The 18,040-nt window shown below is 33.5% G+C and carries 14 protein-coding genes and 1 tRNA gene; 6 read left to right on the top strand and 9 right to left on the bottom strand.

The genetic code is table 11. The features are described from left to right. Window positions 1-41: 41 nt before the first annotated feature. From FOF46_RS31405 to FOF46_RS06705, 6 genes are all read left to right on the top strand, one after another. Window positions 42-203 carry a hypothetical protein gene (locus tag FOF46_RS31405; protein WP_167571758.1) on the top strand — a complete coding sequence of 54 codons (162 nt, stop codon included), beginning with the start codon at window positions 42-44 and terminating at the stop codon, window positions 201-203. A 578-nt stretch (window positions 204-781) separates the two neighbouring features. Further along, on the top strand, window positions 782-2,221 hold the full coding sequence (locus FOF46_RS06725) for a tetratricopeptide repeat protein (protein WP_143915911.1): 1,440 nt from the start codon (window positions 782-784) through the stop codon (window positions 2,219-2,221). Between the two features lie 18 nt (window positions 2,222-2,239). Further along, window positions 2,240-4,945 carry an AHH domain-containing protein gene (locus tag FOF46_RS06720; RefSeq protein ID WP_143915910.1) on the top strand — a complete coding sequence of 902 codons (2,706 nt, stop codon included), beginning with the start codon at window positions 2,240-2,242 and terminating at the stop codon, window positions 4,943-4,945. A gap of 49 nt (window positions 4,946-4,994) precedes the next feature. Beyond that, window positions 4,995-5,738, top strand: coding sequence for an imm11 family protein (locus FOF46_RS06715; RefSeq protein WP_143915909.1), 744 nt, complete (start codon window positions 4,995-4,997; stop codon window positions 5,736-5,738). 597 nt (window positions 5,739-6,335) lie between these two features. After that, complete coding sequence (locus FOF46_RS06710; RefSeq protein ID WP_143915908.1) at window positions 6,336-6,536, top strand: hypothetical protein; 201 nt, start codon at window positions 6,336-6,338, stop codon at window positions 6,534-6,536. Next, window positions 6,493-8,094 (top strand): recombinase family protein, encoded by a 1,602-nt coding sequence (locus FOF46_RS06705; RefSeq protein WP_143915933.1) that lies wholly within the window; start codon window positions 6,493-6,495, stop codon window positions 8,092-8,094. Before FOF46_RS06710 ends, FOF46_RS06705 begins: the two co-directional genes overlap by 44 nt. On the opposite strand, the gene FOF46_RS06700 is transcribed toward FOF46_RS06705, so the two are convergent. The 9 genes from FOF46_RS06700 to murD form a co-directional block, all read right to left on the bottom strand. Next, window positions 8,048-8,121, bottom strand: a tRNA-Arg gene (locus tag FOF46_RS06700). The two genes, FOF46_RS06705 and FOF46_RS06700, sit on opposite strands and share 47 nt — an antisense overlap. An 18-nt stretch (window positions 8,122-8,139) precedes the next feature. Then, window positions 8,140-8,589, bottom strand: coding sequence for a GatB/YqeY domain-containing protein (locus FOF46_RS06695; protein ID WP_109438779.1), 450 nt, complete (start codon window positions 8,587-8,589; stop codon window positions 8,140-8,142). A gap of 126 nt (window positions 8,590-8,715) precedes the next feature. Continuing rightward, entirely contained in the window at window positions 8,716-10,698 is a 1,983-nt protein-coding gene (gene ftsZ, locus FOF46_RS06690) for a cell division protein FtsZ (RefSeq protein WP_109438780.1), read from the bottom strand. A 199-nt stretch (window positions 10,699-10,897) separates the two neighbouring features. Continuing rightward, window positions 10,898-12,253: a cell division protein FtsA gene (gene ftsA, locus FOF46_RS06685; RefSeq protein ID WP_109438781.1), complete on the bottom strand. Its 1,356-nt coding sequence runs from the start codon at window positions 12,251-12,253 to the stop codon at window positions 10,898-10,900. A 7-nt stretch (window positions 12,254-12,260) separates the two neighbouring features. Beyond that, window positions 12,261-12,980: a cell division protein FtsQ/DivIB gene (locus FOF46_RS06680; protein ID WP_143915907.1), complete on the bottom strand. Its 720-nt coding sequence runs from the start codon at window positions 12,978-12,980 to the stop codon at window positions 12,261-12,263. Next, window positions 12,977-14,323 (bottom strand): UDP-N-acetylmuramate--L-alanine ligase, encoded by a 1,347-nt coding sequence (gene murC / locus FOF46_RS06675; RefSeq protein ID WP_109438783.1) that lies wholly within the window; start codon window positions 14,321-14,323, stop codon window positions 12,977-12,979. Before murC ends, FOF46_RS06680 begins: the two co-directional genes overlap by 4 nt. Before the next feature lie 8 nt (window positions 14,324-14,331). Next, entirely contained in the window at window positions 14,332-15,444 is a 1,113-nt protein-coding gene (gene murG / locus FOF46_RS06670) for an undecaprenyldiphospho-muramoylpentapeptide beta-N-acetylglucosaminyltransferase (RefSeq protein ID WP_143915906.1), read from the bottom strand. Beyond that, window positions 15,441-16,646, bottom strand: coding sequence for an FtsW/RodA/SpoVE family cell cycle protein (locus FOF46_RS06665; protein WP_109438785.1), 1,206 nt, complete (start codon window positions 16,644-16,646; stop codon window positions 15,441-15,443). Before FOF46_RS06665 ends, murG begins: the two co-directional genes overlap by 4 nt. 59 nt (window positions 16,647-16,705) lie before the next feature. After that, complete coding sequence (gene murD / locus FOF46_RS06660) at window positions 16,706-18,040, bottom strand: UDP-N-acetylmuramoyl-L-alanine--D-glutamate ligase (RefSeq protein ID WP_143915905.1); 1,335 nt, start codon at window positions 18,038-18,040, stop codon at window positions 16,706-16,708.

Below are 18,040 nucleotides of genomic sequence, written 5' to 3'. Positions count from 1 at the left end.
CTTTTAATTTACTTCTGTCTCCTTTTTAATATTGTTCTTTTATGCTCCCAGATCAAATAAATAGTATACCTCCAGAAATACTTTTCGATATGCTTCGTGAATTAGATATAGACATTGGAGAATTTATGTATCAACTTTTAAACGATAACCCAAAAGCAATAATGATCTATGCTAGAATATACATAGAATACAATACTAGTTAAGTTTTCCCCATAACCTTAACTCAAACTCTAAATCAAACAAACCTACTTATGCTTTTTTACCAACAATGTAATCTTACCTAATCCCGAAGAACGAAACTAATATGCATTTACTATGATAATAAACAAGGAAATTTCTGGTAGTACTATAAAATAATTAAAAAAACCATGTAACAAATTGAACTTTTGAGACATTAAGGTATATATCAATTTCTCAAAACCTAATCTTATGATAAAAAGCTCTATAAAGTCACTCCTGATTTTAACTATTAATTAACACAGTCGTTTTACAGAATCCCGAAAAACGATACTCGCATGCTTTATTATTGCAAAGAATAACAACACAAAATATTAACAAATAAAAATCCAACTTATGAAAGCAATACCATATTACACTAACTAGAAGAACTACATAATAAATCATAATATAGAACCAAAAAAATGATGAGATTATAGCGCTGTAATTAAATTGTTTTGATTTTCTAGACCACAAAGGAGTTTCTCCTTTAACAGACCTTATGATGACTTTAGGTCTGATGTTACCCCAATAAAATAAATAATAACTAATAAAATTATTACAAATGAACAAATCACTTGTATGGGGCTTGCTATGCCTTGCCTTAACCTTTGTACAACCTATGTTTGCACAACACAATTGTGACGAAAACATTAAAATCGCAAAGATTTATTTAGACCACTTAGACAAAGTAACAGAAAAATTAAGAACAAACATTCAGCAAAGTGTTGCACATTGTGCTTCTACAGGTAACCCAGAGGCTCAATACATTGATGCTATTGTGTCCTTACAAGGCAATCCTTCTGAACATCAAAAACAAATTGCATTTACTAAAACCAAACAGCTTGCAGAGAACAATGACCTACAAGCGCAGAGAAATCTAGCTATTATGTATAAAGTTGGTTGTGGTACAGAGGTAAACCTAGCAAAATCACTAGAATGGTTTGAAAAAGCTTGCGATGAGGGCGACTCTTTTACTAAATACGCTATAGGATATTTTCAGATGAAAGGAATTGGTCGTTATCCTGCAGCACAAGACTATTCTGGAGCACAAGATTTTTTTATGTCTGGGACAGAACCTATGGCAGAACACTGGTTTTCCGTAATGCAATATTTTGGATATGGTATAACCGCTAACCAATCTCAGGCGTTAAGCAGATTAGATGCTAACCCGACCACAGAAAGTAAAACTTTAGCTAATTTTTTACGTACAGAATACACTTCTCCTCCTCCTATCTCAACAGACGAAAATTTTGTAGTGCATAATATAGGTAATCATATTTATAATAATCCTTATGGAACATTTTATACTCCTCGAACGGATATAAAACCAAAATATACAGGTAAAATTATTGAATTTGATTGGAAAGATGAGCAGGTGACTAGAGTACTTGAAGAATTCGAATTAGAAGTTTTAGACAAAGGTACAGACAATCCTACTTATAAAATGACTATAGGCAATACAACTAAAACAGGAGCATTAAAATTTAGTTCCAGTGGTATAGGGTTTGAAAAACCTTCTTTTCCTATAAGTGAATTATATAAAAGTAATCCTAATAGAGATAGTGTACACTATAAAATTGATGGGATAAATCTAATACGATATGTAGAAACAAAAAACTCTCCTAATTATATTAAAGAAGTAGGGAAGTTATATGGTTCGATTGAAGAATATAATAATGAACCTTTCCCACCGCTTTATGTTATTTTAGAACCAGTTGTAGACCCTACAGCAGAACCACAGGTGCTTAATTACAGGCTCGCTCCTAATCCAACAACAGGAACATTTAAAGCCTATTATACGCTTACCAAACCAGAAAACAGTATAATAATGGAAGTTTGGGATCATAGAGGATGGATTTTTGATGAAACTGGCACTTTACAACAAGGCGCAGGAGATCATGAATATACCTTGAATATTCCCGAAAGAGCCGATCCCGGAGTTATGCAAGTATACTTATGGGTAAATGGAGAACAGTTTGTTCAACAAATAGTTAAGCAATAACCATCCTAATTAAATATTATGAAATCTATATATAAAATGCTGATTTTAGGTATGGTATACCTATTATCACAAACAACTTTTGCTCAATTTCAAACAGAACCAGACCCTACACAAGTAAATAACCCTAAAAGAACAGGGAAAAATATTTTTGATTGTTCCTGTACTTTCGCAGAAGACATGCAACGCTTCTTAGATCATTTAGCAAGAGTAGAAGCCGCAGAAAAAGCTACATTTTTAGCAGAGCAACAAGACATTCAGAAAGAAGAAATAGAAAGGCGTTTGAGCAAAACAACCCCTTATCCTGATTTTCGATCAGCACAAAGAGATCTTTTTGAAAATCACGTTTTTAAAGAGGTTAGTGATTTTCATTTGAATGAAGCTAAAAAGCGATATAATAAAATTGCAAATGAGACAAAAAGTAAAGTAGAGCAAAAAAGAATCGAAATAAATACTCTAAAGCATCGAAGAAATACCCCAGATGCATTAGCTCAACTTACTTTTGGAGATTTAAAAAGTAATGGTTTGCTTATTAGAGATATGAATAGCGCAACAGCTCTTCATAATCAAAACGTAATAGCTGGACAGTTAAATAACACCTATAAACCTGCAGCAATTGAGGCTACTAGGATCAGTGACGGGCTAATTAGGGTTGGAAATAACGGGAATTTAATAGATAGAATTGTTGATTTGGCACTTGCTAGGTTTGACTCTTTTAATGTTGAAGATAAGGTAACAGTAATGACTAAGTATCTTATTGCAACAAGTCCGAGAGTTGATGATTATGGATTTTTAAATCTTACAGAGCCAAAAATGTATAATGCAGAGGAACACAACCCTCAACAAATAGCTATTGACCATGCAAACAGTATAGGGAATCCAGATCCATTAACCCCTCCTACAGAACATGGATTAGATGCTGTTTTACAACATGCCATTGCTAGTATAAGCGAACATACATATCGTTACAATAGAAAGAAGGAAAAACTTAACCAAGAGTTAAAAGAGTATTTCAATTTTCACAATTTTAGCGAGCGAGCATTAAATATGTTGAGGAGGGTCATACCTCCTTTTCTTAACAATGAAAACATGAGTGCTTCGCCCTCCGAACTTTCTTCTGCTACAACCCCTCCAACGTATCAAGATGAAAATACAAAGGAACTAGCGTTGTCTTGGAGAGCAGATGGATATGAAATACACGAAACGCCTAACGCATTTAGCGGACTTGGGAATGTAATGGCAGAGTTATATAACAACCAAGACGATAATTTTGTTTTAGAAGGGAATACCATAAGACAAATGTTTCAGGCAAATGGTATGAGTGTTCCTAACGCTTATCCATATACTGATGAGAATTTAGGACGTGTTTTTGATTTTAATAAAACGCCACAAGCAGGTAAGCCGGGAGATAATTTTTATTATCGATATGAAATCATATTTAAGCCTACTATAGGAAGAATACTTTGGAGTTCAAATGTAAGAATGAGTACCATATTTACAAATCCACTATACATGAATCATGCAGTAGCAGCTTCTAATGGTGCTACTTCTGACCTTAGTTTTGAAATAATACTCCTAGAATTAACAGATAAATTAGGCTTAACTCGTGGTCAGGTAGATTACCTAAGAACAAGAAGAGAGTTTACTAAAAAAATTCAAGAGTTTCTTTGGTATTCGAGAAGTGACGAAGTAAAACCTATTGTTGTAGACTTGATTAACACCTCAATGGGAGGATTTTTAGAAGAGGTACAGGAAAGTACATTGCTTGGTCTTATAAGAGAAAACCTATCTACAGAGGATAGTTTTGATGCCACGCAAATGACCTTAGCTTTGATAAGAGCAAATAGGTTTTCAGGCCCATATGATAGGTCGTATTACGAATCTATAAACCCTTTTACCGATTTAGACTTTTTAAATGTTATTCCACAAGCTAACTTATGGTTTACTCAAGAAGTAGTAAAACAAAAGTATCAACTTTTTATGGAAAGAGGTGCTGGAGACTTTAATAAGGGGGTAGAATGGTGTAATGGCAATTCTACTCAATGTAACACAACTACTTTATGGCGATCTTCCAAAGAGATGATACATATCACTTTAGATGGTCTTGGACTTATACCCGGTGGAGGAATACTTGCTGACCTTTTCAATGGGGCTTTATATTCAATTGACGGAGAAGGGTTAAATGCTTCACTTTCTTTTATTAGCGCAATTCCTCTTATTGGATATTTCTCTACTGGGACAAAATATGGGGTGAAATTCCACAATGCATTAGGGGAATACACAACATTAAAATGGGTCTTTGATGCTGACGGAAATTTAATTAATTTTGGTCGATCTAGTCAATTAAGAAAAGTCATGAATGGTATATTACAAATTGGACATCATGCTCACCATATTATACCATTCTCAAAACGTTTTGCGGAACTCGTAGAAAAAGCAGCAAAAGCAAAAAAAGCGTTTCATATTAATAGTCTTGAAAATGGCATATCAATAGCCGCTGCAAGAAATACAGCACATCCTGCATATAATACAGCAGTTGAAAAAGTAATGAAATTTATTACTGATGAATTGCCTGATCTTAAGTTTGATGAAGCATACGATTTAATAATTGACCTGAAAAAACGAATTGAAGTAATTATTGATGCTAATCCAAATGCTAAAATGCAAGACCTCGCGGATGAGATACTGAAATTGATTGATGTATACAGAGATATTTTAACACCATAACAACAAACAGCCCCCTATGCAGGGGGCTGTTGATAAAAATGTAAAGCAAATGAAATATTATAGCCTTGAAATCGGAATAGCTAAAAAAGTAATTGGGAAACACCCTCAATGTAATGATACTCCTAGATTTAATGATCCTAGTGGTGGTATATCTTTAAACAAACTTCGTTTAAAAAAAGCAGGTAATTTAAAAGTTATAACCGATAATGCTATCATCAACAAAAAAGCTAAACTAACAGATTTAATAAATCCTAGCAGTAATTTTCGAAATCTTTTATTAATAAGTACTAAATTAAAAAAGGTCTTAGAAAAATTTGGAGCAGAAGATTTTGAGTTTTTTAAATCTCCTGTGATTTTTGAAGGTAAAGAAATTGATGATTATTGGTTGATGAACCCTGTAAATGATGATTTGAGTATAATAGATTTTGAAAAAAGCACATTTGCTTTACGTAGAAATGAAAATGACAAAAGGGAAATATTAAAGTTTAAAACAAAAGAAGAGTACTTAGCTTTAAAAAATCAAACTCCAGATCAAATAAAAAAAGATGAAAATGGAATATTATATAGACTTGGTTTAGCTAAAAATGAAATTATTTTAAAAACTAAATTTACAAAGCATATATTTTATTCTACATCTCACCCTAATTGGGAAGGAAGCTCCTACTATGTTTCGGAAAAAGTAAAACAAGCAATTGAAGAAATAGGTTGTACAAACGTTGAATTTAGACCTATGGACTTGCCTAAAGGAGATTGGAAAGCATACAGACATACTATCTATGGGGAAGCTTACTAATGACTCAAAAGAGGTTTATTATAATATACCACATAAAGTATTATAGTATCAAAAAGAAAGCAGATCTATTCAAAGTATATCGAAGCAGATGCTGTTATGTCATTTATGGAGAATATAAACCATAATCACAAAATGAAAACATGAACAAATTATTTTTTATTAAAATATGAAAAAGTATATACATTAACATAAATAGATTTGAAATAATAAAATATATTAAATCTTATCCTTAAAAATTTGTATTTTGATAAAGTTAAAAGTAAAACCACAGCGTATGTTGTGGTTTTAATGTATACAATTTTCTCTTAATTAATTTTCCTTTACTTAATCCCAGACTGTCAATTTATAAATCATCATTCGCATTATATAAATAATTAATTTTTCTATTATTATACAAGTGAAAATATTGTCTTGGTGTAGATAATTATGTATTTAAAAAGAAGAAAAGTATATTTTACAGACATTCAAAAATCACATTTTTTGTCTTGGTTGAGACTAAAAAAATGTTTGTTAGACAATATTTTCAATTCCTTTAGTAACGGGAAACTAGCCTTATATATTCGTAATAAGAAAACGAATACAAGCAAACTGTTATTAATGGGATCATCAAAGGACAATACAGAATTAAGAGTACTAACCATTGAAGAATTAAAAGCCTTTGATGGACTTAGTGATTTGTCTGATAAACAAGCAAAAGAAATGATTGCCATTTTGAAAGATTTTTCATTAATGGCACATAAAATCATAAGTAAGAATGAATACGTTAGAACAATTCCAAGACTTCGCAAAGAAGAATAAGCAAAAGATCATAAGTAATAACAAAGCTGTTATCTACACAAGGGTTTCTGATGTAAAACAAAAGGATAATACTAGCCTAGAAAGTCAAAAAGAAATTTGTACAGAATTCGCATTAAGAAATGGTTTTGAAATATGTGCCTACTTTGGAGGAACTCATGAAAGTGCAAAAACAGATGAAAGGAAAGCATATAAAGAAATGCTAACCTATGTAAAACGAAAAAAAATTACCAATATTATTGTTCATAGTCTTGACCGTTATTCCAGGACTGGCGGTTTAGCAATTGCAACTGTTGAGGAACTAAAAAAGAAAGGTATAAAAGTAATTTCTATTTCTCAAAATGTGGATAGCGATACTCCTACGGGTACATTTATGCAAAGCTTCCATTTACTGTACAGTAGATATGATAATGATATAAGGCGAGATAAAACCATAACAGGAATGCGCCACCGTCTTATGCAGGGGTATTATATGGGGCTTGCTCCATTAGGGTATAAAAACGCTCGTAATGATAAGAATGTACCTATCATTATACCAGATGAAAATGCAAAACTAGTGCGTAAAGCATTCTTATGGAAGGTAGATGAGAACATATCGAATGCCGATATTGTTGAACGTTTGCAAATGCAGGGTTTAAAAATATATAGACAACGTTTGACAGATATATTTAGAAATCCTATCTATTGTGGATTAATTTCGCATGGCTTACTAGAAGGAAAAGTGGTACAAGGAAATCATGAACCTATAATCTCTAAAAACATTTTTCTAAAAGTAAATGGGATACAAGCCAAAAACAATCAGAACTATAAACATAATCGAGAAAATGAAAATCTACCTTTAAAGGGGTTTACTAAGTGCAAATCATGTGGAAGTCCTTTAACAGGGTTTATAGTAAAGAAAAAAGGGATATACTATTACAAATGTAAAACAACAGGTTGTTCCTGTACAAAAAACACAAAATCTCTACATGAACAATTCGAAAAAATACTTAGCCATTTTGAGATTGATAAAAAATGGATAGCTCCTTTAAAAAAACAATTACAATTTACTTTTGAGTATTATTTTAAGTCTAAAAAAGACGATACAACAGCTTTAAAGAATACTTTGAAAGGATTATTAGAAAAGATCGAGAAAATCGAGGAGCGTTATGTTATTGGAGAAATCGACACTCAATTATACCAGAAATTCATAAAGAAATTCAATATAGAAAAAGAACAAATAGAAGAAGAAATAAAAACGAACAGTTTAAAAAGTTCAAACCTTGATTTTTATATTGATAATTGTATAAAATTGTTTTCTAATCTAAACAGGTTGTGGAAGTTGGGTAATTACAATGAGAAACAAAGGTTACAAAAATTACTATTCCCAAAGGGGATTTTGTATAGTAAAGAAAAAGACGAAGTTCAAACTTTACAATTAAATCCTGTGATGGAATTAGTAAATTGTTTATCAATGAATTACAATAAAAATAAAAGCGGACAAAACTTAGCTTTAGCTAGTTTGTCCGCTGTAGTGACCCAGGAGGGATTCAAACCCCCAACCCTCAGAGCCGAAATCTGATGCGCTATTCAGTTGCGCCACTGGGCCTGTTTAATTTTTAATTTCTTATGATAATTTACTTTTTACTATGGTAGATATTGTTTTTCCGTCTGCTTTTCCTGTAAGTTCTGCATTAGCCATCCCCATTACTTTACCCATATCCTTCATACCTTCTGCGCCAGTCTTCGCAATAATATCAACGACTACTTTTTCAATCTCTTCTTCTCCTAATTGCTCAGGTAAGAATTGCTCTATTACCGCTGCCTGTGCCAATTCTGGTTCTGCCAAATCAGTTCTACCTTGTTCTGTAAAGATTCCTGCACTATCTTTACGTTGTTTCACTTGCTTTTGCAATAATTTCAATTCTTGTTCTTCAGAAAGCTCTTCTTGTACTCCACTTTCTGTCTTAGCTAACAAAATAGCAGATTTTATAGCACGTAATGATGTTAATGCATTGGTATCTTTAGCTTTCATAGCTTCTTTCATTGCGGTCATTACTTTTTGCTCTAAACTCATCTTATTTGATTTTGATCTTTTGGATTGCGAAGATAAAAAATAAACCGATAATCAAAGAGTAGATTATCGGTTATCTATAACTTTTTATGGATTCTAGCTTGCACCAGATATCAATTAAAACATCTTTTAATCTACATTATCATGTAGAAAAGAATTGTTTTTGCGCAATTGTATATCGTCATTACTATCAGTACCCAATGAGGTTCTGGATAATCCAGCATCATCAGGCTTAGCATCTACATCAATTCCAGCTCTTTTATAAGCGGGTTCCTTCTCAATATCATCTATATTAGAGCTATTTCTGAATTTATAATTAAACTCTTTCATTTTTGCTCTACGTTCTGCGGCTCTAGCTTTTAAGGTTTCAGAAATAGGTTGATCAACAGGGTCTACATTTTCCTGTATTTCTGTTTCTGGAGAAGGAGCTACAGTTTTCTTTTCTAAAACGATTTCCTCTTCCTCTATTACCCCTGCAGGTTTTGCTTCTGATAGTCGTTTTTCCTCTTCCATATATTCTTCTAGACTATATCTACGGCCTCCACCAGATATTGCCTCTCCCGTCGGAACAACCTCTATTGGATCTTTAACTTCTAAATCTAGAATATCATCACTCAAATCAAAAATTATTGGTTGTTCTTCCTCTTCATTTTTCTTTTCTTCATGAACCTCTATCGGAGCAATTGGTTCTTGCTCGCGTTCTTCTTTGTTTCCTCCAACAGGCATATCAAATGCTAAAGCAAACTGATCTTCTTTATCTTCTGCTGCACTTATTTCCTCTTCATCATTAACTTCTATTTGCTTAATAATATCCTGTGCATTAATGATCACAAAATCATTTTCTGAAGAGAACGCATCAACAACCTCATACGACACATCTATATTTTTCAACAAATCTGAAGTCGGTATTAATGGATTATCTTCATCTACTTCTTCATCTTCTATCAATTCGTGCTTAATGATCAAAGGTTCTTTTTTTTCTTCTTCTTTCTTTGGCACAGGAGATCTCAAAGGAGTAACAGCGCTACTTGTTGATTTTGGGGACAAGTTTTGTGTTGCTGCTCTTTGTTCGTCTTCTAACGTATGGATTATTTTCTTAGTTTCAGTATTCACAATTTCATCCTGCTGCTCTACATCAAATCCAGTAGCAATAATAGTTACCGAAATTGCTTCTTCTAAAGATTCATCTTCTCCAACTCCCATAATAATATTGGCTCCATGACCAGCTTCCTGTTGGATATGATCATTGATCTCTCCAATTTCATCAATTGTAATTTCTTCTTTACCGGATACGATTAACAGTAACACATTTTTAGCCCCGGTAATTTTATTATCGTTAAGTAATGGTGAATCTAATGCTTTTACAATAGCATCATGAGCGCGTTTATTACCAGAGGCACTAGCAGACCCCATAATTGCTGTACCACTATTACTTAGAACCGTTTTAGCATCACGTAAATCTATATTTTGTGTATAGTGATGTGTAATTACTTCGGCTATACCTCGAGATGCAGTAGCAAGAACTTCATCGGCTTTGGAGAAACCAGCTTTAAATCCTAAGTTACCATATACTTCTCGCAATTTATTGTTATTAATCACGATTAAAGAATCCACATGTGCACGAAGTCGCTCTACTCCCAACTGAGCTTGTTCATTACGCATACGTCCTTCAAATTGAAAAGGAATCGTTACAATACCTACTGTTAGAATATCTAACTCCTTAGCCATTTTGGCAATAATAGGAGCAGCACCTGTACCAGTTCCACCACCCATACCTGCGGTGATAAAAATCATCTTGGTATTCGTGTCCAACATTGTTTTTATCTCTTCATAACTCTCAACAGCAGATTGTTCTCCTACCTCTGGATTGGCACCAGCACCTAATCCTTCTGTAAGCGAAACTCCTAACTGTATCTTATTAGGGATCGAGCTATTTTCTAACGCCTGTGCATCTGTATTACAAATCACAAAGTCAACTCCTTTTATCCCTTGTAAGAACATATGATTGATGGCATTACTACCACCTCCTCCTACTCCAATCACTTTAATTACATTTGATTGATTTTTGGGCAAATCAAACGAAATATTTTCAAACTCCTCATTTTTACTCATAATTGCTAATTTTCTGGTTCTCCTACTTATTCTTTATATATTTTTATTCTTTATTCTATGAGGAACTTCATTTACCCCTGTTCCTCTGCGCTGGCACCTCACTAAAATTTTCCTCAGAACAATTTCTTTACGTGCCCTTGCCCCTCAATGCTGGCACCTCACTAAAATTGTCCTCAGGACAATTTCTTTACGCTCGGTCCTATTCTGCATTATCAAGGAATTCCTTGAATTTTTCTGTCCACTTCTCTAAAATATTCTTTCTTGGTTTTAAATCAACCCTATGATTTTCTTCCTCAACTACTGTTTTTTCATTTACTGCTGCTTCAGGTTGCGATGCAGTTTCTGCACTTGCCAAGGTTTCTTTTTTAACTGTTTTTTTGTGTTTTTTAATATGAATCAGCCCATCCATTACTAACCCTACGGCAGTTGCATACATAGGGCTTGTAGTTTCAGAATCACTATTCCCGGCTAAATGTTCATTAGGATATCCAATTCGTGTATCCATACCTGTAATATACTCTACAAGCTGTTTTAAATGCTTAAGTTGCGACCCTCCTCCTGTCAATACAATTCCTGCAATTAATTTTTTCTTAGGAGATTCATGTCCATAGTTCTTGATTTCTAAAAAAACCTGTTCTATAATTTCCACTACTCTGGCATGAATAATTTTGGACAAGTTCTTTAACGTTATCTCTTTTGGCTCTCTACCTCTTAACCCAGGAATTGATACAATCTCATTATCTTTATTTTCTCCTGGCCATGCAGATCCAAATTTTATTTTTAATAACTCTGCTTGTTTTTCGATGATAGAACATCCTTCTTTGATATCCTCTGTAATTACATTTCCTCCAAAAGGAATTACTGCTGTATGACGAATAATTCCATCTTTAAAAATGGCTAAATCTGTTGTTCCTCCTCCAATATCAATAAGAGCAACACCAGCTTCTTTCTCTTCCTGACTTAATACAGCATTTGCTGAAGCTAAAGGCTCTAAAGTAACATCAGACAATTCTAACCCTGAACTTTTAACACATCTACCTATATTGCGAATAGAAGTCACTTGCCCTACTACCACATGAAAATTGGCTTCGAGTCTTCCCCCATACATCCCCACTGGTTCTTTTATCTCTGCTTGACCATCTACTTTATACTCCTGAGGTAATACATGTAAGATTTCCTCTCCTGGCAGCATTACTAACTTGTGCACTTGATTACACAATTTTTCTATATCATCTTCATCAATTACAGCATCTGCATTAGGTCTGGTGATATAATCACTATGTTGTAAACTACGAATATGCTGACCAGCAATTCCAACAGTTACATCATTAATTTTTAATCCCGAAACACTTTCTGCTTCCTGAATTGCTTGTTGAATAGATTGAATTGTTTGTGTTATATTATTTACAACACCTCGGTGCACTCCTAAACTTTTGGATTTACCAACTCCCAATACCTCCATCTTCCCGTATTCATTATACCGTCCTACCATGGCAACAATCTTAGTTGTTCCTATATCTAGTCCTACCGCTATTTCATTCACTTCTCGTTCCATATTGGTATCATTTTATTGTACACACCACTTGATTACTAAACTGTAAACTGACTTTTTTATATGACTCAAGGCTTTTATCTCGCAATGCTTTTTGATAAAACGCCTTAAAATTTTTAATCTTATTATTTAAATTCTCTATTTTCCCAACGATCAACTTAAACCTGTACACACGTAACTCTAACTCATAATTTCCATCAGCACCAAGATAAACACCTACAACATGCTTTTTTAAAAACTCATCTTCCTGAATTTTTCTTAGTAAAGGAAAAATCTGAGCGACTTCTCTCTCTGATACATTATGTATAATCGGCACATGAGCCGAATAACTATCAGATAAAGGCATCGTATTTCCCGTAACATCAACATAAAAAGGAGTAACCGCGTTAACCCTAGCAATTGGGGTGCGTTGCTTGATTCTTGCCCTAAGTTCTCCATTTACAGTAAGATACACATCAGAATGCTCAATCATTTCATGTGCATCAAGTTCTTGCTCTACAGTATTCAAAACTAAAATTTCTTTACCCACGCTCGTAACTCTTTCCTGATTTTGTATTAACAATTTATTAACCGTCAATTCATTTATGTATGGATCCTGTTCTTCTATAAATTCTATAAGCACTTCTTTAATCTTTCTGCGCTCATTTCGCTTACTTGCAAATGCAAAAAGAACGGTAATCAAAATCAACAGACCTCCAAATTTTAAATATGTCAAAATTTTATTCCTCATACCAACAAAGCTTCTTTTATGCCATTCACTTCTTCTCCTATATCTCCTGCTCCTATTGTTAACACAACTTCGGCATTACTTCCTGTTATTTCTTTTATTAGATGTTCTTTTTTTATTATTTTTTTATTCTCAATATTTATCATATCCAATAACCAATCAGAGGTTACTCCTGCTATAGGCAATTCTCTGGCTGGATATATATCTAAAAGCAACAATTGATCAAACTGACTTAGGCTTGTTGCAAAATCTGCTGCAAAATCTCTTGTTCTACTATATAAATGTGGTTGAAAAACCGCTAATACCTTTTTATCAGGATGCATTTCTCGTACCGCCTGATGCAAGGCATTAATTTCTGTTGGATGATGTGCATAATCATCTACATACACCAAATTATCTGTTTTAATTTGATAACTAAACCTTCTTTGAACCCCCTTAAAGGAAAATAAAGCCTTTGCCAAAGGCCCGGTCGGGGAGCCGTAAAGCGTTGCTATAGCAAAGGCCGTAATAGCATTTAACAAGTTGTGTCTACCTGGCAGGTTTAAATGCAAATCCCTAATGAGTTCGTGAGGAGTTTTTAAATCAAAAATATATGTTCCATTATCTATTTTTATATCCTGAGCACAATAATCTGAGTCATCTTCGATTCCGAAAGTAATTCCCGAAAGTGGCAATCCATTGCACACTAAAAGATGATCCTTTGCTTTGGATGAAAATTCTATAAATGATTCTTCTAATGCATTTTCTTCCTCATAAATATCCAAATGATCTGCATCCATCGAAGTGATTGCTGCAATATCAGGGTATAATTGCAAAAATGATCTATCAAATTCATCTGCCTCTACCACCACAACTTCATTTCCTTCTAATACCAGATTAGAATTGTAGTTTTCGCTTATACCTCCTAAAAATGCAGTCACCTTAGCTCCACTTTCTTTAAGCAAATGAGCAAGAATTGCAGTAGTGGTTGTCTTACCGTGAGTACCAGCTACCGCAAGTGTATACACATCTTTGGTAATTATCCCCAGAACCTCTGCTCTCTTCTGAATCAGAAATCCATTATCCTGCACATAAACAAATTCTTTATGATCCTTGGGAATAGCCGGAGTATACACAATCAATGTATTTTCTTTATTTAAAAATACTTTAGGAATAAGATCAATATTATCTTCGAAATGAATATCAACACCTAGTTTCTGTAAATCAACAGTAATCTGAGTAGGCGTTTTATCATATCCTCCTACATTTTTACCAAGGAATTTAAAATATCGAGCAAGTGCACTCATACCAATACCGCCAATACCGATAAAATATATATTTTGTATGTTGTCTAAACTAGTATTCATTTACACTTTTAATTCCTAGTAATTTTATCTTCAATTAATTTTTCAATCTCATCCACTATACTAGACGTTGCTTTAGGCAACGCTAACTCTTTTATAGCTTTAGAAAGCTTTATCTGCTTATCTTTTGATGTTAACAATTCTGAAATTTCAGACTCAAAATTTACATCCAACTCACTCTCTTTTAGCATTATTGCACCATTTTGATCTACAATAGCTTGTGCATTTTTAGTCTGATGATCCTCGGCTACATTAGGAGATGGGATAAACACTGTTGGTTTTGCTACAATACATAATTCTGAAACCGAGCTCGCTCCCGCTCTTGATATAATAATATCAGCTGCAGCATATGCCAAATCCATAGTATCTAAAAACTGATGTACTTGCACATCCTTATGATCATTATATGTTTTATATTCTGAATAATATAACTTCCCACATTGCCAAAGCACCTGTACTTCTTTCTCACCAAAAAAATCAAGTTCTTTCTCGATTAACTGATTAATTCTTCTTGCACCCAAACTGCCTCCCAAGACTAAAATGGTTTTCTTATCATTGCTTAGATCATACTTTTTGATTGCTTCTTCTCTTTTACCCTCTATCTGCAACAAATCCTGACGTACTGGATTACCAGTTTTTATTATTTTCTCTTTCGGAAAAAAACGTTCCATATCATCATAAGCAACGCAAATTTTATTCGCTCCTTTTGACAACCATTTATTCGTTATTCCAGGAAAAGAATTTTGTTCCTGAAGCACAGTAGGAATTTTTCTCGAATTCGACATTTTCAACAATGGTCCGCTTGCAAATCCTCCTGTACCAATAACGATATCAGGGTTAAATTTTTTAATTATTCTTTTAGATTTCCAAAGACTACTTATCAATTTAATAGGAAACAAAAGATTACTTAATGTTAACCTTCTTTGAATACCACTAATCCATAGCCCTACAATTTCATAACCTGCCTGAGGTATTTTTTGCATTTCCATGCGGTCTTTAGCTCCTACAAACAAAACAGAAGTATCAGGATATCTATTGCGTATTTCATTTGCAATAGCAATTGCAGGATAGATATGCCCTCCTGTTCCTCCTCCAGATAATATAACCTTCAATCCTTTACTCATAAAACTTCACTCAATACTTCTAATGGATTTTCTTCCTTTTCTTTTATTTGCTCTTCTTTTATAATTGCTTCTCTTTTACTACTTACACTTAGTACAATACCAATAGCTAGGCACGTCATCCAAATTGATGTCCCTCCACTACTAATAAGTGGAAGCGTTTGCCCAGTAACCGGAAATAATTCTACAGCGACTCCCATATTTATTAGTGCCTGAAAGACAATGGGAAGTCCAACTCCGATAACCAATAATTTCCCAAAAACATCTACACTTTTATGAGCTACAATGACCAACCTAAGTAATAACAATATATATAACAGCATTAAAAAAACACCTCCTACAAATCCCCATTCCTCAACTATTATGGCATAAATAAAATCTGATGATGACTGTGGTAAAAAGTTTCTCTGTACACTTTTACCAGGCCCTGTTCCTATCACTCCTCCTCTGGCGATAGCTATTTTTGCACGCTCGATTTGATAATCCTCCTGTGTATCTTTATCATCAGTAAAATTTTCTATTCTACTTACCCAAGTATCAACTCTATTTGGAAAAACACCTGGAAATGCCTTTGCAAAAAGAATAAAAAAAGTAAGTATCAAAAGCCCCGATCCTAAAATGACCGAAATGTATTTTAATGGATATCCTCCCAAAAACACCAACATAATAACCATAGAAAATATAATCGCTGCAGTAGAAAAGTTTGCTGGTAAAATCAACATAAGCACCAGAAAAACTGGCATCCAAAGTGGCAATAATGTTTCCTTAAAAGAAACGTATTCATTTTTAATTTTTGAAAGATATCTAGCTACATAAGACATCAAAACTACTGCTGCCAGAGTAGAAGGCTGAAAACCAACTCCTACAAAAGGTAAACGAATCCATCTACTTGCATTTGTCCCCCCTCCTGAAGTATTCTGTGCTAATGTAACCAACAACAACACGATTACCATTGGTATCATGATTATAGAAAGTCCTTTAAAATAATGATATGGTATTTTATGTACTCCATATATAATCAAAAACCCTAAAACGAGATGAACAAAGTGTTTTACCAAAAAACTAAAGGTATCTCCATCTCCACCATACAAGTATGCCAAATTACTACTAGCGCTATACACAGGTAGAAACGAAAACAATGCCAGCAAAGCAGCGATTGCCCATATCATTTTATCTCCTTTTATATTTGCTAATACTTTAGTCATTATTATGTATTATTTCATTCTTCAATTTTAAATCTATACTTCATCGTATTTTTACCGGACTATAATTCTCTAACAGCTTCTTTAAACTGTCGACCTCTTTCTTCATAATTTTTAAACAGGTCAAAACTTGCACACGCAGGAGATAATAGAACATTTTCATTTCTCTCAGCTATTTTATATGCCATTTTTACCGCTTCTTTCATTGATTGTGTTTCTACGATATCATCAACACAATTGCCAAACGCATTTATGATTTTAGAATTATCCACTCCTAAACAAATAATTGCTTTCACTTTCTCATTAACCAAAGAAAACAACTCTGTATAATCATTACCTTTATCTACTCCTCCTACAATCCATACTGTTGCAGATTTCATAGCATCTAATGCATAGAAAGTTGCATTTACATTGGTTGCTTTTGAATCATTAATATATTGTACATTATTAATTTTCAATACATTTTCCAACCTATGTTCTACTCCATGAAAGTTCTCTAAACACTCTCGAATGGTAGTCTTTCTAATTTTCAACAATTGTGATACCGTAGCGGCGGCCATGGCATTTTTCACATTGTGATTTCCTTTTAATGCTAAGTTTTCTGTTGGCATGATGATTTTGTTGTTGTCTATTGTTATTGTTATATTATTTTTTTCTAAATAAGCTCCGTTTTCCACTCTTTTTGTCAAAGAAAATGGTAGTAATTTTGAGCGAATGGGATACTTCTCTAAATACTCTACAATTACCTTATCATCTGCATCATAAATAAAGTAATCATCTTCTTTTTGATTCATTGCAATTCTAAATTTTGAAGCGATATAATTTTCAAATTTATAGTCATATCGATCCAAATGATCTGGAGTGATATTGGTAAGAATCGCAATATGAGGCGCAAACTCTTTAATACCATCCAGCTGAAAGCTACTTAATTCTAACACATAAAAAGGAGCATCTTTCTCTGTCACTTGTTTTGCGAAACTATCTCCAATATTGCCTGCCATATTTACATCCAACCCTCCCTGCTGGAGTATATAATGAGTAAGCATAGTTGTTGTTGTCTTTCCATTGCTTCCTGTAATACCCACAATCTGCGCAGCAGTAAATCCAAAAGCAAACTCTATTTCAGATACTACGTGAATTCCTTTTTCAAGTAGTTGCTGTACCAGTGCTACTTTATCAGGAATCCCCGGACTCTTCATAACCACATCTGCATTTATAATCCTAGATACTGTATGTTGTTGTTCCTCCCATTCGATTTCAAAATTTCTAAGAACTTCTTTATAATAATCTGTAATTGTTCCCTTATCAGAAACAAAAACATCGAATCCTTTCTTTTTACCCAAAATTGCGGTTCCAACTCCACTCTCTCCTGCACCTAATACCACTAACCTTTTCAT

Source organism: Aquimarina algiphila (assembly GCF_007489275.1).
GTDB classification, from domain to species: domain Bacteria; phylum Bacteroidota; class Bacteroidia; order Flavobacteriales; family Flavobacteriaceae; genus Aquimarina; species Aquimarina algiphila.
This window is presented reverse-complemented; position numbering and strand designations above follow the sequence as displayed.